Here is a 20,885-nt window from a genome sequence, read left to right as displayed (position 1 = left end):
TAGCGATGTTAAGGTCATTGGGTTATTTTTTGTACAGATAGTGTTGTCGGTTGTCAGCGTCGCTCCGTCAGGCAGGTTCGGTGTCCTGTGGCGACCGATTCCAGCCAAAAAGCGGTCTGGAAGCCTCGCCTTAAAGCCGACAGCCCACGTCTTTAAGGACGCCGCAAATTGTAAGCCAGCCTAAAACACTGGCCAACAATTTCGACACGGGACGCCAAACCTGCCTGACTACGCTTGGATTAGCCTCGATTATTGAGTTGGTTAAGCGGCAACGGTGCTGTAGATTTCGGTTTGGTATTGGTGAAGAACAAAAAATCACCACGACCTGTTTTAATTCGTGGTGATGAAAATAGTCTTAATATTGCCAAGGCTGGCCGGGTTGCATGGCCCACATGGTGCGGTGGAAAGGCCCATCTTGGTCGGAATAGTAGCCGGTAATGAGTTGCCCCAATTTCACTGCTGAATTGGGATACTCGGTATATTTCGGGACTAACCCATGCAGGTCGGTCAAGGCGCCGTCCGGCTGCTTGAAATGGTATAGTCGCACAACTTGCTGATCATCGATTTGGGCAAGATAGGTAAATGTCTGATGCCCATTAATAGCCTTTTCGGTCAAAATATAAGTCGTTGGGGCATAGTTGCTGATGCGGTGATAAGTGTACTTAGTGCCCGGATCGTTTTCAATCCCCGCTGGATCGCTGTGAGTCACCGCTAAATAGTACATCGAAATCAGACCGACTTGGTCTTGCTCGGTTAAGTAGCGTTGCTTAGTCGACGGCAGGGTTCGAACAAAGGCAGCGTCGTGAAACGCCCGGGTATGAGTTGTTTCACTGACACTTTCGTTACGTTGACGAGTCGCTGTTCCCGCGTTAGGTTGACTGCTTGAACGGCGATCTTCAGTGGCTGCCGTCGTTTGACTGGTGGTATTGGCAGTTGACGGCGTGGCTTTAGTCTTGGTTGACCAACTCAATTGCCAATGCCACCGCGACCCAAATGGCAACACGCTGGCATTTTGATTCAGCAAGGCTGGCGAAATGGTTTCGGTGACACTTCCAATCGTGAACGTGAGCAATAGGATAACTAAACTAATCATGAGCCCAGCTTGGTGCCGGCCTAAGCGTTGTCCAAGGTGGACGGGGGTCGTGGTTAAGTCGACGTGATCAATCGCAGGGTCGGGGGCAGTAAGCGTATATAACTCACGATTCAACAGCCAACGCATACTACCGGCTAAGCTGACCCCAACTAAAATCAACGTCCAAGTTAGGGTAAACCAAATTTGGTCATCATCACTGAACGAGGGCAGGCCTAATAGTTGGGCGCCAATTAAGACCAGGCCGCCGATCGTGAGCCAGCGGCCAATCTGCATGATCAACTGTCGTTGGCGCATTCGTGCAGATTTACGGACCTCACTCTGGAAAAAGAAACGACGGCTTTTACGAATTTGTAACGGCGTCATCGTACGGTGGTAGCGTTGCTGAAAATCGATTAGTTGGCGCTGATCAAGTTGGTGGCGCACGCCAAAGTAGCCAATGGTTAAACCAAGGCCAATTACGATAATAATGAGCAATTCGGACATTTAAGATTCCAACTTTCTGTGTTCAGTTCGACGTGAATTGGTCGCAGGTCGTAAAAATATCATGATTTAAATTTATCGATATTAAGCTCGGATTGCTTTTTATTATTGCGTAGGTTTAGTACGAACGATTAAAAATTATTTTTCAAATAGGCGCGTCACGATGCCGGTTGCTTCATCACCTAAAATGGCGTTAGTCACTAGGTGGTCGAAATAAGAAGTTTCGACGACACCTGCTAAAGTGGCAAACTCGGTGTTTAACGTTGCTAGCTGGTTATAGCTTGGAAAATGGCAATCAATTAAAAAGTTGCCGTTATCCGTTAAGGTCATGCCGTCACGATTGGCAGCGGTACGGATGCTTGCTTGACCGCCGTGCTCAGTAATGGCGCGCATGACCAGAGCGAGTGCTTTCGGTAAGACTTCCAAAACAAGCGGGGTCTTAGGGTCGAATTGGTCTTGAACTAACCGTGAGCGGACCGTTAATAGCCAGTAGCTGTCGGCCAAAGTCGCAATGATCTTTTCATTGGCGTGAATACCACCTCCACTTTTTAAGGCGGAACCATGCGTATCCATTTGGTCACAGCCGTCAAAGGCGATATCGACACGGTCGCAATATTGTGGGTCGATGACGGTATAGCCGAGCACGGTCGCTAGTTGGCGCGTGGTTGGTGACGGGGTCACGACTTGAATATCGTTGACGTGGTTGGCCGCTTCTTTGACGAGTTCGGCGACGGTCGATCCGCCACCAAAACCGACGACCATTCCGGGTTGAATTAAGGGTAAGGCTTGTTGCACGATTGCTTGTTTAATGGACATTTATGATCACTCCTACGTAGATAATGAGTCGCTCTGGCTGGTGAAAGATTGCTGACCAGCGCTAATTGTTTCCATAATAGCACTAGCTTTCAGAAAGCGCGATTAACTTACGAGCGGTCGACAATTAATTGCCTTATTTTCTGATAAATTGAACCGTAGAATCACACTCGTTCAATAGTCCGTTTTAGAATGACGGTACATTGATGGCTACCTTAATTGTGGTGAAAGAAGGTAACGGCAATGAAGAGAAAGCGAATTCGATTAGGTGTGTTAGTGCTGACAACGACGATTGTTTTGAATGTTGGGGTCGTCGCGGATGCTTCGGCGGCAACGCCGTTTGGGACGAGCCGCTGGCGAGAACCACGGGTCACATACGTGGTCAGTGGGTCATCACATTATCGCAGTGTTTATGCGGCGGCAATTCGAGCGTGGAATTCAACTGGACAATTTAGATTTGTCCAGGGGTCTTCAGCCCATCACCAGGTTACCCTGACGACGAGCAATTCGACTACTGGCCAATTTCACATGTTGGCCGGGATCACGTTTACGACGGCGCCGCGAAATGGCTACTATTCACAAGCAAAGGTCTTGTTGTTAGCTCGGAATTTATCAACGTATCATTACACGACTGCTGATCAGATTCACGTGGCCGAACATGAGCTTGGTCATGTGATGGGGCTGCAACATAGCACTGCGAGAAACAGTGTGATGCTAGCCAATAATCGTTATAACGGCATTAGTCATAATGATGTGACCGCAGTCAGGAAACGGTATCATACGCCAGTTGGTAGACATTCGTAAGCTTAGTTTTTGACCACGGTTGGTGGTTAGCTATCGATTTAATGGGTACGGCGTCGGACCCCACAGCCATTTTTTCACCAGCGCGGTGCCCGTTAGCCTCGGCTAATTTTTGGTCGAGGTTTTTTCGTGTCCGTTGACACCTGTTTAAAAGAATTCTAAACTAAAGTTACGTGTTAGTAAGCGCTGACACCAATCAGGGATTCAACTGATAATTGATGTTTAGAATTTTAAGGGGATGTCGAGATGGCAAAGAAAGTCTATACAGATTATTTTTTTGATGAACCAGCTTACAATACTCATGATGGGGGCTATATTCCGCTAGTGACGCCGAAAATTGCGCCACAACCGTTAGCGGTACCGCCATTGTTGAAGCCGGACAAGCAGACGGCGACGGATGATTATTATACCGTGACGGCGGAAGCTAGCGAGACGCAATTTTTACCGGGCAAGAAGACGAAGACTTGGGGCTATAACGCGAGTTTCTTAGGCCAAACGATTGTCTTTCGCGATGGTAAACACACGCATATCGATTTGAGAAATAAGTTACCGGAATTGACGACGTTCCACTGGCATGGTTTGAATGTGCCAGGGCCAATTACGGATGGTGGTTGCCATGCGCCCGTTTATCCTGGAAAAACCAATCATATTGATTTCGATGTTGATCAACCGGCCGCAACGACTTGGTTACATGCGCATCCCTGCCCATCGACGGCGACCCAAGTCTGGAAAGGCTTGGCAGCGATGGTGCTCATTAAAGATGACGTGGAAGATCAACTCCCATTACCTCGCAATTATGGTGTCGATGATATTCCAATGGTTTTACAAGACCGTGAATTTCATGAAGATAATCAATTCGATTATCGTGTCGATTATGATCCCGATGGGGTTCAAGGGCATACAGCCTTAGTCAATGGGACGGTCAATCCTTATTTCGATGTCACGACGCAACGTGTGCGGTTACGGCTTTTAAATGGGTCAAACCGGCGTGAGTGGCGGCTTCATTTTGACGATGGTCTCGAATTCGCCCAAGTGGCTTCAGACGGGGGTATCATGCCAACGCCAGTTTATCTGACCAAATTGATGGTCACTTGTGCCGAACGTGATGAAATCGTTATTGATTTTGGCAACTATCAACCCGGCGATGAAGTGACTTTAATGACGGATGAGACCCCATTGGTTCATTTCCGCATCAAAGCCTTTGCGCCTGATGACACGCAACTTCCTGAACATTTAGTTGATATTCCTGACGAAACGCCGACCCCTGGCTTACCAGTACGGAAGATCACGATGGATGGGATGGACGAAGAAGTTGCGATGGACGGCAAGAAGTTTGATATGCAACGGATCGATGCCCGTCAAAAAGTGAACGATGTTGCAATTTGGGAAATTACGAATACGAATAGCACTGAAAACGGTATGGTTCACCCCTTCCACGTACATGGGACGCAATTTACGGTCTTAGCACGGAATGACGGTCCAGTTTATCCAAATGAACATGGTTGGAAGGATACGGTTGGCGTCAATCCGGGTGAAACCGTCCGCATTAAAGTTCGGTTCAAATTGACGGGGGTCTACATGTACCATTGTCACATTATTGAACATGAAGATGGCGGGATGATGGCACAGATCGAGGCTTATGATCCAGCGCACCCAAAGACCTATCATTTAATGGATATGGAAACCTTACGGAACGCGTTTGCCGAAGAACAGGGCGTTAAGCCGGAAGATGTTTGGATGCCAGGAATGTAAATTAAGGCTTGATTTTCAGTAAAAAAGTACGCTAAAATAAAGCCAATTAAATAAACTATCGGAAGACATTACAGTTAGATAAGGTACGCTGCGGCGTATCGGAGGGTTACGGCCAGATAAGATGAGCACTAGCAATCTTATCTGGCCGTTTTTTGTCTTCTCAGGGAGGAAATGTCGTGAAAGCAACATCATATTGGAGTCGTAATTTCATTTTAATTTTGATTGGAAATGCGCTATTATTCATGGTCTATAACATGCAAGTGCCAGTCTTGCCATTATTTGGAAAGCAGTTGGGACTGACCCCAGCGCAAATTGGAATTTTTGTTGGCGCCATCATGTTTGCGGCCTTGGTGACGCGGTTATTTGTGCCGTGGTTTTCAGGCAAATTTAGTAAAAAAGTGTTACTGGTTGTGGGGATTTTACTCTATTTGTTAGCGTCGGTCGGGTATCCGCTGTTAGGGAGCTTTGGTCTCCTCGTTTTATTGCGGCTGTTTAATGGGCTCGGCCACGGCATTACGACGACGTACTTTGCGACTTCGGCGGCGGATGAATTGCCCGCTAACAAGATTGGTGAAGGGATGGGCTATTTTGGCATTGGTACGATGATGACTGCCTCGTTGGCGCCATTACTCGCTTTAGCGATTGTGCAACGCGTTTCATTTGCCGCTTTTTTTGTCACTTGTATTGGGATTCTATTTTTAGCGATGCTGGCAATTTTAGGCACGACTCGGTCACCGCGGTCAGCGGCCAAGCCGACGACGAAAGCGCCGGTCTTTGATCGCCAATTTATGCCGCAATGTAGCTTGGTCTTTATTTTAGGGGTCTTGATGAGTGGCGTCATGACATTTACGCCAATTTACGCGCAAGCCCAGCATTTAACCGCTATTTCATGGTTCTTTTTTGTGGCCGCCATTGCCGGTGTCGTGATTCGGCCAATTGTTGGGCGTTCCTTTGATCAGCGTGGGCCGCGGCTAGTTTTGCTAATTAGCACGGTACTCCTGACGGTGGGTCTGGTCATGATTGCGGTAATTAGTAGTAACTGGTTATTGATCACCGCAGGAATTTTTTATGGTGTGGCCGATGGCGCAATCTATCCGACCCTACAGGCGTGGGTTTTCAAAGTAACGACGTTAGAAAATCGCGATACCGCTACCGGGATGTTTTTAAATTCCTATGACTTGGGCATGGGACTTGGCGCCGTGGTGCTTGGTGGGTTAGTAGAACTATTGCAATATCAAGGGATGTTTTGGGTGTTGTCGATTGTTGGGCTATGCTATATCGGTTTAGCGATGGGTTGCAGCCGACGCGTCGCCTAACCCCGTTTGGAAATACTGTTAACTCGGGGGCTAGTCTGTTAGAATGGGAACTGCAAATGAGTGACAGGGGGTCCTTAAGATGCAAATAGCAGCAACAATTATGGCGTGTTTAGTCGCGCTGGAACACTTTTTTATCTTATGGTTAGAGATGTTTAACGCTGATAGTGATATGGCGGCACAGGCTTTTGGTGTCCCGCGGGAGTTATTGAAGACACCCGAAGTGCAGACACTATTTAAGAATCAAGGTTTATACAATGGCTTTTTAGCGGTCGGCTTACTTTTCGCACTATTTATTGTGCCAGCCGTTGCCAGTGCTGGCATCACGATGTTCTTCTTGGCTTGCATCATTGTGGCCGCCATTTACGGCAGCGCCACGGTCAGCAAGTCAATTATTGTGGTGCAAGGCTTACCGGCAATTATCGCATTTATTTTAGTTTATTTAGCTTAGTGAGACTTGCCGCCTCCGGTTGCCGCTGATGACATGCGGTCGAGGGACCGGCCCAAGCCTGAGAAACGTCTTGGGCCTCGCCCGGAACAGTTGCCAAACCCGCAATTGTCCCGACCGGTCCGTGGTGTAAGATCGGCGAAAATCAGCCGATCAAACGCCACCTTCACGGCCGATGCCATCAGTGGTAACCTCCGGCTAGGTAACAGCTCTGGATGATTGATCTGGTTTTGCTTTAAGTAAGTGTTAGAAACGATTTTTTTGATACTGCGGTGTTAAGGGTAGTTGTGGATTTTAGATGATAATGAACAGTCTGTTGTGACTCAACTTGAGTGATGACAGACTTTTTTGTGGTCGAATCGGTGAAAACTGACTGCCGAGAGTGGTTCAGTAGTACGGAATTTATAATTGCAGAAAGAATGGTTATCCTGTATCTCTAAATGAGTTATGACACATCATCATAGAAAGAAGCGGTCTTCAAGAAAGCAAATGTTATCAGAACGATGTCGGCGTTAAGGGTTAGTTGAGGAAGCTTAGCCATGTTTTTCAGAGTATGAGTAGATTTGAATTTTAGGACTCGATTTTAGCCGTGAGGTCGGTTCGTTTAGGGCTCAGCCGTGGCATTTGACTTAGCCGGTGGGCTTTCGCGGTTAGTCAAAAATTGGCTCTTGAGACCGCATTTTGGCTCAAAAACGATTCACAGCGTTCCAGCCCTAAACGAACCGACCGGTAGGCGGCAAATTACTGTTATTTACTAGTCGATAAACGTTGCTCAGAGCGGTATTAATCTACTAATGAAAGCGTTACAATTTAGCTATAGTAACTAACTCGAAGGGGATGTTCAGGATGACATCACGACTAGCAACAGTAGTGAGTTGGCTTTTGATCATAGCGCTCGGTGTGACCGAAGTGGTGGCAACTTGGTTGATGTGGCTTGGTAAGAGCCCGTTCGGTGTTGTTATCCATGGTCTGTTAGGGTTGACAATTGTGGTGCTTGGTTGGTGGGCACTGCATGCAGCTCGCCAGAATCGGATTCTGTCACGGCATCAGCCGTCATTGGTACAGATTTATACGCTGATTTTGACGAATTTAACGATGCTAGAAGTGATTGCTATTCATGATTGCGACCACATGCGACAGGCAATGGGTTGGGGCTATCACTTTACGCTGGCCTTGTTATTAGTCAATATCGTCGTCTATTTTCCAAATTTGATCTCATTAGTCTTGGCGAGTCATGGGAAAATGAGCGGCGTTGTGGCGACATTGATTAGCGGACCGCTGATTGCAGGCGCTTTTTTGAAACTGCATCTCTTGGGCGCGTGGTTACCAGTTTGGGGGCCATGGAATCGGTCGTTCTTTGCCCTCGGTGTTGACTTGATCAGTTGGTGGATTTTGGCAATTACAGCTATTGCCGGTATTTTGGTTGGGTTGATTGCGACTTATATTTTGGGACAACTTTCAACGCATTGAACGCATACAAGCCTGATCAGGCGGACTGATTGGGCTTTTTTAGACCAATCAGATAATGGTTGTGAAATTGAACGTGGTCATTGATGTGGTCAGTTTAGCCCAATCATTATTTTGTAAAGCGCTTACAGAAAAAGGGTAGTATTCTAAGCAGACCAGGTGTAAAGTGTAAACAGTAAACAACTTGAGAGGGTGAAAATAATGGTTAGTATTCGTGATATTGCACGCATGGCGACGGTCTCACCGGCCAGCGTGTCGCGTATCTTAAATAATGATCCAACGTTTAGTATTAATGATAATACGCGCCAACGGGTGATTGAGATCGCCAATCGGATGCACTATTCCAAAGAAGCTAGCAAGAAGGGACCACGTTACAATCATGACAGTATGAGCATCGGCTTGATTTTACGTCACAATCTGGAAACTGAGTTACAAGATCCCTATTTCCATGAGATTCGTCGCGGTATTGAAAAAGAAGCTGCCAAGTGGCGCATTCGCGTCATTAAAGCGTTTGGGATGCGAGATCCAGAAAAAGACTGGGATCAACTGAGTCAATTTGGCGCAGTCGTGATGGTTGGTGAAATGACGCAACCAGCGATTGACAAAATTATGGCTCAAAATAAAAATCTCATTTTGGTGGATAGTTATGCCAAGCATGATGGCGTTGATGTCATTCGGACGGACTTTGCCGAAAAGACTGCCGATATCTTGACGAAACTCTATGATTTTGGTCATCGCCGAATTGCCTTTGTGGGTGGCGAAAGCAGCATTGTGCGTCCAGACGGCAGTGTTGTACGCGACGAAAACGAGATTCGTGCGATGAGCTACCGTAACTGGATGAAACTCCATGACCTACCCGCGCAAACGAAGATTGGGCAGTGGACGCCAGAGTCTGGGATGCAACTGACGCGCCAAATTTTAGCTGGGGACACCCGCCCGACCGCGATTGTGGTTGCCAGTGATCCGATGGCAATGGGGGTTTATAAGGCGATTAATAACGCGGGATTACGGATACCAGACGATATTTCGGTCGTCAGTTTTGATGACGTTGAAATGAATCAGTATTTGGTGCCAGCCTTGTCAAGCGTACGGATGGAAGCGGAGGAAATGGGCCGAACGGCGGTGAAAGTTGCACGTGATCGCATGATTGAACCACACAAGATGGTTTTACACTTAGTTTGTGGGAGCCAGTTGATGCTGCGGGAATCAGTTAAAAAAGAAATTTAAATTTTTTTATTTTTCCTATTGTGTAAACGTTTACTAAACACTTATAGTAGCTTCTGTAAGCGTTTGCAACTAAAAGGTAGGAGTGAGTAAAATGAAAATGTTTGGTTCTGGATTCAAGGAGGGCATGTCCAAAGCGTCGCAATCAATCGGGAGTAACCGATATTTGCTGAGTTTGCGTGATGGGTTCATGGTTGCCTTTCCAGCGACAATGTTTGGGTCGATTATGGTCATTCTCCAAAATCTCCCAACCACGTTTGGTTTTGATAAGATGGTGCCGAAAGGGGTCAACACCTTCTTAACTGATTTCTTTGGTCCCGTCAGCAACGCGACCATGTCGATTACCGCTATTTTTATTGTTTTCGGGATTGCGTACCAGTTAGCTGGTCATTATGGGCAGCAAAAGATTTTCGCTGGGGCAATTGCGTTATCTAGTTTCATTATGTTATTGCCAGTTGGCAACGATGCTAAAGCCGGCGCGTTCTTACCGATTTCAAAATTAGGGGCACAAGGGATGTTCGTTGGGATTTTGGTTGCGATTATTTCGACTGAAATTTATTGCAAGATCAGTGCCGCAAACATTACGATCAAAATGCCAGATTCTGTGCCACCAATGATTGCCGAATCCTTTATTGCGATCATTCCTGGTGCCGCACCATTGTTAATATTCAACATTATTCGTTACGCTTTTACCTTCACTAAATGGGGTAATGCCGTCGACTTCGTTTATGAAATTTTACAACAACCACTGATGGGCTTAGGGAGCACGTTACCAGCTGTCTTGATTGCCGTCTTCTTCACGCAATTGTTCTGGTGGTTTGGGATTCATGGGACTTTGTTAGTTAACTCGATCATTGACCCAATCATGGGTGCTTTAGCCATTCAAAACTATGAAGCATACAAGGCTGGCGCAACTCAATTACCACATATTATTAACACGACTTTCATGGGCGTTTTCGTTAACCAAGGGATGCAATTAGGTTGTGCGATCATGATGGCCTTCTTCCTTGCCAAATCAGTCCGGATGAAGAAGACCATGAAGATGGTCTTTGCACCAGCGATTTTCAACGTTTCAGAACCAATGACTTATGGGTTACCAGTTGTTTTGAACCCAGTCCTCTTTATTCCATGGGTCGTCGCACCATTAGCGTCAACGACCGTCTCATACTTTGCGATTGCGACTGGTTTAGTGCCACGTCCAATTGGTGCGACCGTCGTTTGGACGACGCCAATCTTCTTAGCTGGTTGGTTAGGTACTGGGTCCATTCGTGGCGCGATTCTACAATTGGTAGATGTTGTCATTATGACGTTAATTTGGATTCCATTCTTGAAGGCTTTGGATCGTGAATGGACCAAAGAAGAATTGAACCCAACTAAAGATGATTTGACAGAATAGATTTAGCAGAAGGCAGGTACGGACAATGAGAACTGATACTTTAAGATATAACTATCCTTATCAGGCGAATCGCGCGGCGATCTATCGGGTTTTGGTCCAAGAGCAATTGGCATATTTTCAACGGACGGATCCCGCCATCAAAGCACTGAGCCCAGGAACGACGATCAAGGCTCACTTAGCAACGAAGATGAGTAAAAAACCGACCCGAGACTATATGATGGTCAAAGAGATGATTCCGAACGAGCGTTTTCAGCTGGAGACACAGCAACCAGCTGGGAGTATTATTCAAACGTTCGAGTTTACTAAGAATCGCCGGGACAAAGATGTGCTAGCCTATTCGGAACGCAATGTTTTTGATAATAATCGCAGTCAAGCAAACTTTATGTTATTCGGGTTGCTCTACAAGTTCTTTTATAACCGGGGCGTACGTAAACGGATGACTTATTTAGATCATTTAGCCCAAACCGCGACTAATTAATTTTGATTGAAGAACTCATTACCGATTAGTTTGCGTAACTAATTAGTGTGAGTTCTTTTAGTCATTGTTAAATGACGGCGAGATAGTAGTTGGTTGCCGCCTGCCGGGCCGTCCCAGTTAGGGCTGGAACGTGGTGGGCACGTTTTCGAGCCAAAAAGCGGTCTCGAAAATCGGCCTTTGACTAGGTCGCCGGCAGCTCACCGCCAACCAAGTCAAATTTCACCACTGAGCCCTAACTGGGACGGCCCTCTCGGCTGAAGTGGTGTTCTATTTGAGAACAGCTTGGACGAAGTTTGTGGGTGTGTCCTGACAGAATTTCAACTATTTGGTGCGATGTAGGCATAAACTGGTGAATGAATAAATGCGATCAGGAATGACTATCTGTTGATAGTGTTTATCACTGCTTTTGTTATTAAACGTAGCCATCGATTTTGTAAATAGCATAAGAATTCGACAAGTGACTAGCCGGAAGCAATTTGGGGTCGCTTTGCGGGTTTGGCAAAGTGTCCAGTCGCCCTGGAGAACGCTCTTTGGCTCCAGGTCTGCCTCACAGCAGCACCCTAAATTGCTGGAGGCGACTGGATCTGAACCGAATAACAATCAAACAATCCAAAAACGGCATGAGAAAGTGGGAGAAGTAAGTATGAGCGAAAGTAAAGCGATGATTGAGTTAATTGGTGAGAATGTGTTTCATCTGCATAACGATAAAATCAGTTATGTGATCACCGTCATGGCGAATAGACAATTAGGCCATCTATACTATGGTAAAGCCCTGGGTTATTTGACCGCGGATGAGGTAGCTTATTTACGGACGCAGGAGAGTAAATCAGCGGGGACGGTCAAATATTCGCCAGAATCTGGCAACTTCAATTTGGCTGACCGAGCGCAGGAATATCCCGTTTATGGCTCGTCAGATTTTCGCCGCGGTGCCTTGGATGTTTCTTGCGACAATGATCCTTGGTACTTAGACTTCAGTTATCAGAGTTATACGATCACTGATACGAAGCCGCGGTCATTAGCGCGGCCAGCGACTTACGCGGTGGGGTCACAAGAAGCCCAACAATTGGCGATTACGTTGATTGATGAAGCCCATCAGTTGAAGCTGGTCGAACACTATACGATTTTTAAGTCGCATGGCGTGATTGCGCGCAGCAGTACCCTGACTAATTTAGGAGACAAGCCAGTCATGATTCAAAACATGATGAGTGGCGTGCTGGAACTGCCGGATGACGACTTTGAAATGGTCAATTTGGGCGGCGCTTGGCTGAAAGAACGCCACGTCAAATTTCATAATTTAGAACAAGGTACGGTGTCCGTGGAATCACTGAAAGGCGCGTCCGGCCATCAACACAATCCGTTTGTCGCGCTGATGCGTAGTCACAGTCTGACTGATGGCGACGTGTACGCTAGCAATTTGATCTACTCTGGTAATTTTTTGAGTCAGGTCGAGGTGAATGAATGGCACAAAACACGGTTGATGACGGGGATTAGTCCGGCTTATTTCGGTTGGCAATTGACGCCGGAAGAGTCGTTCAGTACCCCCGAAGCACTGCTTTATTACAGCGCTAGCGGTGTCAACGGGTTAATGGCCGAGACGCAAGCCGTTGCGCAACAACAAATTGCCGATCGCCAATGGCAAAAACGGCCACGACCGATTGTCTTTAACAACTGGGAAGCAACTTACTTCAACTTCGATGAAACGACCCTATTAACGCTGGCACAACGAGCTAAGCAGCTCGGTATGGAGTGTTTCGTGGTCGATGATGGCTGGTTCGGCCACCGTGACAACGATCGGACGTCGCTCGGTGATTGGCGGGTGGATCGCCGCAAGTTTCCAAATGGTATTGGTCACTTTGCGCAACAGATTCATGAGCTGGGCTTACAGATGGGGCTCTGGTTCGAACCAGAAATGGTCTCGCCAGATACGCCGCTCTATCATGACCACCCAGAGTGGGTCGTGCGCCATCCTTATCCGCGGACGTCGATTGGTCGCGGGCAATACGTGCTCGATTTTGCTAATCCAGCCGTGGTTGACGCCATTTATGCACAAATTAAGCCGGTCATTGAAGCCGCAAAGCTCGACTTTATCAAGTGGGATATGAATCGGAACATCACCGAAGCTTACTCGCCATACTTAGCCGAAAACGGTCGCCCGCAGACGGAATTCTTCCATCGCTATATGCTCGGCGTCTATGATTTGTATCAGCGAATCTTGACTGATTTTCCAGACTTACTAATTGAAGGTTGTGCCGGTGGTGGCGGTCGCTTTGATCTTGGCATATTATTTTATAGCCCTCAAATGTGGCCGAGTGATGATAGTGATGCCGTCGAACGGTTGTCCATTTTATCTGGTAGTGCGCTGGCCTATCCACTATCGGCCTTTAGTAATCACGTTTCAGCAGTGCCTAACGACCAAGTTGGCCGTGTGACGCCACTCGCAATGCGGCAAAATGTTTGTGATTTTGGCCCGCTAGGCTATGAATTAGATATTACGGCATTGCCCGCTGACGAAATGGCGGCCATAAAAGCCAATATCGCCTTTTATCGGCAACACCGTGAGTTGCTAGTGAACGGTGAGTTTCGGCAACTGCGGTCCATTGATCCAATGGCTAACACCGTGGCTTGGAGCGTCGCCAATCCGGCAAAGACCGAGTTGTTCGTGGGCTTTTATCGGAAGCTCGCAACACCGAATTCAGCCGTTTTGAATCACATTAAGTTGCCAACGGTTGCTGCGGATCAGAACTACCAGATCGATGATGGCCCCGTTGTCAGTGGGCGTTTATTACAGCAGTTCGGGTTACGAGAACCGTATCAATTCAACGGTGCGAACGCTGATACCGCAGAATTACGCGGTGATTTTCAATCACATGTTTACCATTTAGTCGCAGTTAATTGAGGTGAAACGAGATGACTAATATAGTGCAGGCACCAGGATTCTTACATGGTGGCGATTATAATCCGGACCAGTGGCTCGACCACCCGGAAATTTTAAAACAAGATTTGATCATGATGCAAAAGGCCCACATTAACACGGTCACAGTGGGTGTCTTCGCATGGGCGCTCGAAGAACCAACGGAAGGGGTCTACAACTTTAGCTGGCTGGATCGGGTTTTCGCTGAGATGACGAAAATTCATGGTCATGTGATTTTGGCGACGCCCAGTGGTGCCCGACCGCATTGGTTGAGTCAAAAGTATCCAGAAGTCAATCGCGTCGACGAATACGGTCGGCGGCATACGCATGGCTTTCGGCACAACCACTGTTATTCGTCACCAGTCTATCGCGAAAAGGTACGTGAAATTAACACGCAGCTTGCGAAACGCTATGGTCAGAATCCGACTTTGTTGATGTGGCACATTTCAAATGAATATTCGGGTGACTGTTACTGTGACTTATGTCAGGCGAACTGGCGCAAGTGGCTTCAGCGCAAATATGCCAGCTTAGATGATCTTAATCGGGCTTGGTGTTTGAGTGTCTGGAGCGGCCTATACAGTGACTGGTCACAAGTGTTGCCACCATCGCCATTAGGTGAAACCAAAGTTCATGGCATGGATCTGGATTGGAAACGATTTGTGACCGATATGACGATTGGTTTTTATCAGCACGAGATTCAGCCATTACGGGAGTTGACCCCGAGGATTCCGATGACGACTAACTTTATGGCGGATGGTCCAGCTAATCAGCAGTACACCCCGCTGACTGGATTGGATTACGGCAAGTTTGCGAAAAAAGTCGATGTGGTGAGTTGGGACAGTTATCCAGCTTGGCACAATAACTATGAATCCTTAGCGGAAACGGCGATGAAGACGGCCTATATTCATGATCAATTCTGGTCATTGAAGCAGCAACCATTTTTAGTGATGGAATCGACGCCGAGCTTTGTCAATTGGGCGGATTACAATAAGGCCAAACAACCGGGGATGCACATTCTCAGTTCGATGCAACAGTTGGCCCACGGCTCTGACAGTACGCTCTATTTTCAGATTCGACAGGCGCAAGGTAACTCCGAGAAGTATCATGGCGCCGTTATCGGTCATGATGATTCAACGGATAATCGGGTCTTTCAAGAAGTCGCAAAATATGGCGCTGAACTTGAAAAACTTGCTGAGATCAAAGGTGCGACGAAACGAGTCCGAGTCGCCATCGTCTTTGATTGGGAAAGCAATTGGACACTAAATCGTGGCGGTGGCTTTGGCCGACCGACGCGTTTGGGGATTCAAACGCTACAGAAACACTATGCCATTTTCTGGGGTCAGGATATTCCGTGTGATATTGTGACGAGTGACGCCGACCTAACGAAATATGACTTGGTCATTGCACCGATGCTCTACATGCAACGGCCAGCGACGATGGCGGCTTTACAGGCATATGTTGCCCAAGGTGGGACCTTGGTTTCGAGCTACTTTAGTGGCATGGTCGATGAATTCGACCGCGTTTTGCTAGGTGGTTTTCCCAGCCCATTACGGGACTTATTTGGCATTGAAACGCGTGAACTTGATACGTTGTTGCCGGGTGAACACTACCATGTCCGCTATGAAGGTAAGACTTATCAGACCCATGATTATGACGAAGTTTTGCGTGTAACGACGGCCGATGTTTTAGCGCACTATACCGATAATTTTTATCAGGATACCCCAGCCGTAACGGCACACCCTTATCAACAGGGGATGGCGTATTATCTTGGCACCCGGTTGGATCGTGCGTTTTTAACGGCGTTCTATCAAAAGATTATTGCAAAGTTGCACTTAGCTAACCAGTTCGTGACGGCACCGAGTTATCAAGTTTCGTGTCAGACCCGTTATCAAAATGGCAATCAGTATCATTTCTTGATGAACTTCTCTGAAGGCCCTCAAAACGTGGCAATTCAGCGACCCGCGACTGACTTATTGACTGGTCAGCATGTTGCCCGGCAGTTAACGCTGTCAAAATATGGTGTCATGGTATTACGTGAACCGCTTTAAGTTAAAAATAATTAGCCTCATCAGCCCTAGTGGTTGGATGGGGCTATTTTTGCGCCTTTTTTGAAAAATTGAAGTGATGTTGACCGATGATCAGCCTTTTGTCATTTTAGAAATATTTGATTAGTTAATAACTCAGTCATGATAACCGTTATTCGAAAGTACAAAAAACGAACTCAAATTTTTGGCTTTTAATTTATAGGTATGATTAGGATTGCCGTCATATCAGCAATGTAACCGGTGAACTTTTCAGGTGCGATTGATTGCTTATGAAATGATACTCTGATACATTAACAGTTGAGGTACTTGTCAATTTACTTGGACGCAAGTAAATGCCTAGTTAGATGTACCAGATTAATTATTATTTTAAAGTAACGCGACGGCGCCACAGGGGGAGGCATGCGAAATGCTGGCTGATATTCAGACTAGCCAATATGGATTATTAATTACGCCGGCCAAAACGGTTAGTCCGGGAATTTTTGGCGTGTTGCCACAAACTGGCGAACCCCAGTGGTGGCTGTTGATTAGTTTATTAGGCGTCATAATTTTATTGTTAGTTGCAATTATTTTAACTTGGTGGCGGGGCCATCAGGTTGTGAAAAAGGGGTAAATGATTATGAAAAAAAGTTTAGCTTTAGCAGCAGTTCTAGGCGTCGCAACATTATTGGCAACTCCAGTGGTTGGGAATGCAGCGGAAATAACATCCGGTGGGACTACTACAGCGACAGTTGGATTGGAACAGGATCCAAGTGCACAATTGGCTTTGACGAAGGCACCGACTATTGAATTTGGATCAGAGAAAATTGGGGCTGGTGAGCTGCATCTGAAGGCAACAAGTGTTGATGATGATATTACAGTAGAAAACCCTGGCTTGGCAGATGGTTGGCAGGTTACAGTCGCTGGTACACAGTTTACTTCTAGCAGTTCAAAGACGTTAACCGGTGCTGAACTCAAGTTTGCCGAGGGTACAGTTGCGGCCGTGGGTGAAAATTCAAGCGAAGCACCAGCAAGCAGCGCAGTCACAGTAGCCGGCGATGATTCGACCATCTTTAGTGCAAGTCAAAATGCTGGATTGGGGACTTGGGGCAATAAGCACGAATTGAGTGATGTCACTTTGGATATTCCTGCTGGGAACGTTGCTGGTACTTATACTTCAACCTTAACTTGGACGTTAACTAGTGCTCCTACCGTACCGGCAGCATAACTTAGACCAGAATTAGCATAGGTGGTGTTGACGTTGAAACTCAGCAAATGCGCAGTACTGATTGGTGTTACTGGCGGGCTACTGGGTGGATGGTTAAGCCAACCACGGCCAGTTCAGGCGTTGACGACTCAGGCAACAGTTAAACTGACCCGTAAGACGGAAATTGGACCGGTTGCGCCGGTAGAAAAATTACCGGATGAGATTAACACGACTGGTTCAAAAGGCAATTTAACCATTGATGCGGTTAGCAACCTGAACTACCAGACGCAGGCCATTGACCAAGCCATCACGTTAGAGCCGTCATCCACTGCCGTTGCAGTACAAGTTTCAGATCGGCGGGCACAACCAACGGGCTGGGAGCTAACGGTTCAACCGTCTGGATTGCGTCAAGGCTCACGCGAGTTGCAAAGTCAGCTTGATTGGCCGACCACTGGTGAGTTAAAGACGGTCGCGACCAATGTGAGCCGACCGCCACAACAAGTTAGCCCGGGCCAGTTGCTTAATCAGCGCGCGAATCCGGTACTAGCTGCTAAAGCTGGTCAAGGAATTGAAACTTGGGCGTTAGTCATGGCAACCAAGACGGCGCCGGTAACACTTCAACTACCAGCCCAAAAACTAGTCGCTGGTAGCTATCGCGGCACATTGACTTGGAAATTAGTGAGCGCGCCAACCAATTAAAGAAGTTATTATTGACGGTGGGCGACCACCGTCGTACATAGTTCAGCATGAGAGGGTGACAACATGAAACGTTGGGTTGTTGGAATTTTAGCGGGGATTAGTCTATTAATGGGCGGACTAACTGCTCAAGCGGAGAGTAATCATTTCAGTGCCCAGGCGGTATTGCCAGATAATCAGATTGATAAGAAAGTGACTTATTTTGACTTACTGGTTAAACCGGGAGAAACTCAAAAGGTCACCGTTAAAATTAATAATGGCGATACGAAATCTCATCAATATGATGTCCAAACGCACTTAGCAACGACTTCCGATAATGGGAACGTGGTCTATGATAGTACGGGTAAGCATGCGGATGACTCGCTGCAATTTAATTTAGCGCCAGCAACGAGTACCGTCAAAACGTTGACGGTACCAGCAAAGCAGTCATTACTCGTCAACATGAATGTTAAGATTCCAGCTAAACAATTTCCAGGTGTGGCCTTAGGTGGAATCAATGTGACCCAACATGTTGCTAATGATGGTAAAAAGAAAGGTGTCAGCATTCAAAACCAGTTTGGCTATACGATTGGCTTACAATTACGAGAAGTTAAAACGTTGACGGTTAAGCCGGATTTGAAATTGTTAGCAGCTGGCCCAATTCAAGTGAATTACCGGAATTACATTGCGGCGAAGTTGCAAAATCCGCGCGCGGTGATCATGCGTGATTTTAAGGTTGACGGTTATGTCACCAAAAAAGGCGACGCTAAAAAGATGCTTAAGACCGTTAAGGATAAAATGACCATGGCGCCCAACAGTCACTTTAATTACGCGTTAGGTGATGGGACTAAGCAATTGGAAGCCGGCCATTATGTGATGCATATCAAGGCCAGTGCCGAAAATGGCAAGTATCAGTGGAACTTGAGCAAGCCATTCACGATTACCGCTAAAAAGGCGAGTGATATGAACGGGGCTTCAATTTACAAGCCAGAAAAGACGACTAATTGGACCTTAGTTGCGATCCTCGCAGCAATCATTATTATTTTGATTGGCTTATTGATTTGGGTGATCTTGAAGAATCGTCGTCGTGATGAAGACGAAAAGTAAAAGCTAAACTTAAAGCACCAGCAGTCGACCGTATGAACGGCACTGCTGGTGCTTTGTTTTAGTCATTTTCCGCCGCCAGTCGAATTCGATTAACGACTTGTTTATAAGTGAAAACGATACCTAAGAAGAAGCTCGCGGCTAGCAAGGCTGCTAACGGTAGGTGCTGAAACATGGCTTCCGGTAGGACGAGTGCCAATAGTGGAAACGCATAGGCAGCGGGTAATTTTAACCGCAAGAATGCCAGTAAGATGAAGACTAGTGGTAGGCTAATCAGCGTTGTGAGCAACCACGAGGCGAAAATCAGATGCACGACGACACCAATCGTGGCGGCACCACTCAAAGCTGCCACGTGTTTCAGGGCCATTTTACCGCTGTAAGTGGGCTGCTGGAGAGTTTCAAAGAAGACCACGAGTACCGGTGGGATGGCTGCCATTTGCGGATTGCCGCTTAACCAGACCAGTCCAGTCCACAACACACCCGCCGTCAAAAAAATCAGCATGTGACTGACTTTGAGCGGGTCGCCCGCTGGGATACCACGATGTAATCCACGTAACATGACGCCAGCCATTAAGATCAGCGTAAACGCAAAGATGGCGATGATGAACGACCAGTGAGTGGCGTTCACGATAATTGGCAACAGGCCAGTTGCGAATGATGGGGCTAAAGTCGAGTGTAAGCCGCACAATAAGATCAGAATAAGTAATAAAGTGGCAACGACTTTGGTTGGATAGTTGAGTGGGAGCAGATTGACGATAAAGCCAATCACCGCCGTGCCGGATGGTGCTAAGAAAATCTTAATTGGTTGGCGGACCCAATCGCGTTTGTGGTAGATCCACGTGCCAGTCGTTAATGCGCCGATCTCTGGTAGAATAATTTCGTAATCTTGGTACCAAGTGGCGATGCCGACCATGCTTAAGACCAGTGCAAAGCCGACAAGGTAATCAATCAATTCTTTTCGTTCTAAATGCATGTAAACCAAAATCCTCCTTGATGAGTTCTATATAAAAAAGTTATTTATTTTGTGACAACGTGTATGAGTATAACATAGCTTTTAGTTGATTTCAGGTTTTAAGAATGGCTAAATTGGCATTTTTAAATCATTTTAATAATTATAATATATCTAATTTAATTCGCATAATATATAAAACCGTTACCAATGATTTTGGCAACGGTTTTATAAAATAACTATTTTTTCCCAACGACAACCGTCGTGGCGGTCGCGAGGACGTGACCCGCACTGGCTTTGTAAAAATGATTGAGCCAATAGCCGGGGTCTAATGGTAGTTCGGTATCTAACGCGTAAAGTTTAAAGGTATAATCGTGATCTTCGTCTGGCGGATAAGGCCCAACGTAGTGTTGCGTGATCGCTAAATCAGTCTCACCGGTATAGCCACCAGCGGTCGAATTGTTGCCTTGAACCATCGACACCGCACCAGTTTGGCTGGCGTTTTCAGGAATATCGGTCGTGTTAGCGGGTAAATTCGCCGCAATCCAATGAATCCAAGTGAACCCACCGACTGGAATGGCATCGTCATCGTAGAAAACGAAGGCTAACGTTTTGGCGTCAGCCGGAACGTCTTCAATGTGAACGGGAAACGAAATGATTGGATGCCCTTTACGTTGTAACGCTGGGGCGGCCTGCTTAGAATACTTAGCCGCAAGCGCACCGTTTTCGGTTGGAATTGATACTTTCATTTTG

General features: G+C 46.8%; 18 protein-coding genes. 14 read left to right on the top strand and 4 right to left on the bottom strand.

Features of this window, described 5'->3' with window-relative positions; translation table 11 throughout:
- Nucleotides 1-355 precede the first annotated feature (355 nt).
- Entirely contained in the window at nt 356-1,576 is a 1,221-nt protein-coding gene (locus tag FFM70_RS09000; protein ID WP_137616516.1) for a hypothetical protein, read from the bottom strand.
- Nucleotides 1,577-1,711: 135 nt separating this feature from the next.
- Complete coding sequence (gene rpiA / locus FFM70_RS08995) at nt 1,712-2,389, bottom strand: ribose 5-phosphate isomerase A (RefSeq protein ID WP_137616515.1); 678 nt, start codon at nt 2,387-2,389, stop codon at nt 1,712-1,714.
- A 240-nt stretch (nt 2,390-2,629) separates the two neighbouring features.
- Here rpiA and FFM70_RS08990 point away from each other — a divergent pair, with 240 nt between their 5' ends.
- The 14 genes from FFM70_RS08990 to FFM70_RS08925 all read left to right on the top strand — a co-directional run bounded on the left by FFM70_RS08990 (nt 2,630) and on the right by FFM70_RS08925 (nt 19,186).
- Complete coding sequence (locus FFM70_RS08990) at nt 2,630-3,190, top strand: M57 family metalloprotease (protein WP_137616514.1); 561 nt, start codon at nt 2,630-2,632, stop codon at nt 3,188-3,190.
- 243 nt (nt 3,191-3,433) lie between these two features.
- Nucleotides 3,434-4,939, top strand: coding sequence for a multicopper oxidase family protein (locus tag FFM70_RS08985; RefSeq protein WP_137616513.1), 1,506 nt, complete (start codon nt 3,434-3,436; stop codon nt 4,937-4,939).
- 176 nt (nt 4,940-5,115) lie between these two features.
- Nucleotides 5,116-6,255: an MFS transporter gene (locus FFM70_RS08980; protein ID WP_137616512.1), complete on the top strand. Its 1,140-nt coding sequence runs from the start codon at nt 5,116-5,118 to the stop codon at nt 6,253-6,255.
- A gap of 79 nt (nt 6,256-6,334) precedes the next feature.
- Nucleotides 6,335-6,703: a DUF1304 domain-containing protein gene (locus FFM70_RS08975; RefSeq protein WP_137616511.1), complete on the top strand. Its 369-nt coding sequence runs from the start codon at nt 6,335-6,337 to the stop codon at nt 6,701-6,703.
- Between the two features lie 843 nt (nt 6,704-7,546).
- Nucleotides 7,547-8,170, top strand: coding sequence for a hypothetical protein (locus tag FFM70_RS14095; protein WP_223877468.1), 624 nt, complete (start codon nt 7,547-7,549; stop codon nt 8,168-8,170).
- Between the two features lie 198 nt (nt 8,171-8,368).
- A complete protein-coding gene (locus FFM70_RS08965; RefSeq protein ID WP_137616510.1) occupies nt 8,369-9,394 on the top strand; it encodes a LacI family DNA-binding transcriptional regulator in 1,026 nt (341 codons plus the stop codon).
- A 91-nt stretch (nt 9,395-9,485) separates the two neighbouring features.
- Nucleotides 9,486-10,787, top strand: coding sequence for a PTS sugar transporter subunit IIC (locus FFM70_RS08960; protein WP_171002341.1), 1,302 nt, complete (start codon nt 9,486-9,488; stop codon nt 10,785-10,787).
- A 25-nt stretch (nt 10,788-10,812) separates the two neighbouring features.
- The gene (locus FFM70_RS08955; protein ID WP_137616509.1) at nt 10,813-11,265 is read left to right on the top strand and encodes a DUF3284 domain-containing protein; all 453 of its coding nucleotides are present in this window, start codon (nt 10,813-10,815) and stop codon (nt 11,263-11,265) included.
- 661 nt (nt 11,266-11,926) lie between these two features.
- Nucleotides 11,927-14,161, top strand: coding sequence for an alpha-galactosidase (locus FFM70_RS08950; RefSeq protein ID WP_137616534.1), 2,235 nt, complete (start codon nt 11,927-11,929; stop codon nt 14,159-14,161).
- Nucleotides 14,162-14,172: 11 nt separating this feature from the next.
- Nucleotides 14,173-16,224, top strand: a complete 2,052-nt coding sequence (locus FFM70_RS08945) for a beta-galactosidase (RefSeq protein WP_137616508.1) — start codon at nt 14,173-14,175, stop codon at nt 16,222-16,224.
- Between the two features lie 403 nt (nt 16,225-16,627).
- Nucleotides 16,628-16,831 (top strand): LPXTG cell wall anchor domain-containing protein, encoded by a 204-nt coding sequence (locus FFM70_RS08940; protein ID WP_137616507.1) that lies wholly within the window; start codon nt 16,628-16,630, stop codon nt 16,829-16,831.
- 6 nt (nt 16,832-16,837) lie between these two features.
- Entirely contained in the window at nt 16,838-17,425 is a 588-nt protein-coding gene (locus tag FFM70_RS08935; protein WP_171002340.1) for a WxL domain-containing protein, read from the top strand.
- A gap of 33 nt (nt 17,426-17,458) precedes the next feature.
- Nucleotides 17,459-18,103 carry a WxL domain-containing protein gene (locus tag FFM70_RS08930; protein WP_171002339.1) on the top strand — a complete coding sequence of 215 codons (645 nt, stop codon included), beginning with the start codon at nt 17,459-17,461 and terminating at the stop codon, nt 18,101-18,103.
- A gap of 63 nt (nt 18,104-18,166) precedes the next feature.
- Complete coding sequence (locus tag FFM70_RS08925) at nt 18,167-19,186, top strand: WxLIP family cell surface protein (protein WP_137616504.1); 1,020 nt, start codon at nt 18,167-18,169, stop codon at nt 19,184-19,186.
- Nucleotides 19,187-19,244: 58 nt separating this feature from the next.
- Here the strand turns inward: FFM70_RS08925 and FFM70_RS08920 are convergent, their stop codons facing one another.
- Together FFM70_RS08920 and FFM70_RS08915 are read right to left on the bottom strand one after the other, a co-directional pair.
- The gene (locus FFM70_RS08920) at nt 19,245-20,156 is read right to left on the bottom strand and encodes a hypothetical protein (protein ID WP_137616503.1); all 912 of its coding nucleotides are present in this window, start codon (nt 20,154-20,156) and stop codon (nt 19,245-19,247) included.
- Between the two features lie 215 nt (nt 20,157-20,371).
- The gene (locus FFM70_RS08915) at nt 20,372-20,881 is read right to left on the bottom strand and encodes a YbhB/YbcL family Raf kinase inhibitor-like protein (protein WP_137616502.1); all 510 of its coding nucleotides are present in this window, start codon (nt 20,879-20,881) and stop codon (nt 20,372-20,374) included.
- Nucleotides 20,882-20,885: the final 4 nt, after the last annotated feature.

It is taken from the genome of Lactiplantibacillus nangangensis (assembly GCF_005405065.1).
Taxonomy (GTDB): domain Bacteria; phylum Bacillota; class Bacilli; order Lactobacillales; family Lactobacillaceae; genus Lactiplantibacillus; species Lactiplantibacillus nangangensis.
This window is presented reverse-complemented; position numbering and strand designations above follow the sequence as displayed.

Bases quoted from the DNA above. Each gene is read 5' to 3' on its own strand.
- FFM70_RS09000 (WP_137616516.1), bottom strand. From the start codon at position 1,576: ATGTCCGAATTGCTCATTATTATCGTAATTGGCCTTGGTTTAACCATT.
- rpiA (WP_137616515.1), bottom strand. From the start codon at position 2,389: ATGTCCATTAAACAAGCAATCGTGCAACAAGCCTTACCCTTAATTCAA.
- FFM70_RS08990 (WP_137616514.1), top strand. From the start codon at position 2,630: ATGAAGAGAAAGCGAATTCGATTAGGTGTGTTAGTGCTGACAACGACG.
- FFM70_RS08985 (WP_137616513.1), top strand. From the start codon at position 3,434: ATGGCAAAGAAAGTCTATACAGATTATTTTTTTGATGAACCAGCTTAC.
- FFM70_RS08975 (WP_137616511.1), top strand. From the start codon at position 6,335: ATGCAAATAGCAGCAACAATTATGGCGTGTTTAGTCGCGCTGGAACAC.
- FFM70_RS14095 (WP_223877468.1), top strand. From the start codon at position 7,547: ATGACATCACGACTAGCAACAGTAGTGAGTTGGCTTTTGATCATAGCG.
- FFM70_RS08965 (WP_137616510.1), top strand. From the start codon at position 8,369: ATGGTTAGTATTCGTGATATTGCACGCATGGCGACGGTCTCACCGGCC.
- FFM70_RS08960 (WP_171002341.1), top strand. From the start codon at position 9,486: ATGAAAATGTTTGGTTCTGGATTCAAGGAGGGCATGTCCAAAGCGTCG.
- FFM70_RS08955 (WP_137616509.1), top strand. From the start codon at position 10,813: ATGAGAACTGATACTTTAAGATATAACTATCCTTATCAGGCGAATCGC.
- FFM70_RS08950 (WP_137616534.1), top strand. From the start codon at position 11,927: ATGATTGAGTTAATTGGTGAGAATGTGTTTCATCTGCATAACGATAAA.
- FFM70_RS08945 (WP_137616508.1), top strand. From the start codon at position 14,173: ATGACTAATATAGTGCAGGCACCAGGATTCTTACATGGTGGCGATTAT.
- FFM70_RS08940 (WP_137616507.1), top strand. From the start codon at position 16,628: ATGCTGGCTGATATTCAGACTAGCCAATATGGATTATTAATTACGCCG.
- FFM70_RS08935 (WP_171002340.1), top strand. From the start codon at position 16,838: ATGAAAAAAAGTTTAGCTTTAGCAGCAGTTCTAGGCGTCGCAACATTA.
- FFM70_RS08925 (WP_137616504.1), top strand. From the start codon at position 18,167: ATGAAACGTTGGGTTGTTGGAATTTTAGCGGGGATTAGTCTATTAATG.
- FFM70_RS08920 (WP_137616503.1), bottom strand. From the start codon at position 20,156: ATGCATTTAGAACGAAAAGAATTGATTGATTACCTTGTCGGCTTTGCA.
- FFM70_RS08915 (WP_137616502.1), bottom strand. From the start codon at position 20,881: ATGAAAGTATCAATTCCAACCGAAAACGGTGCGCTTGCGGCTAAGTAT.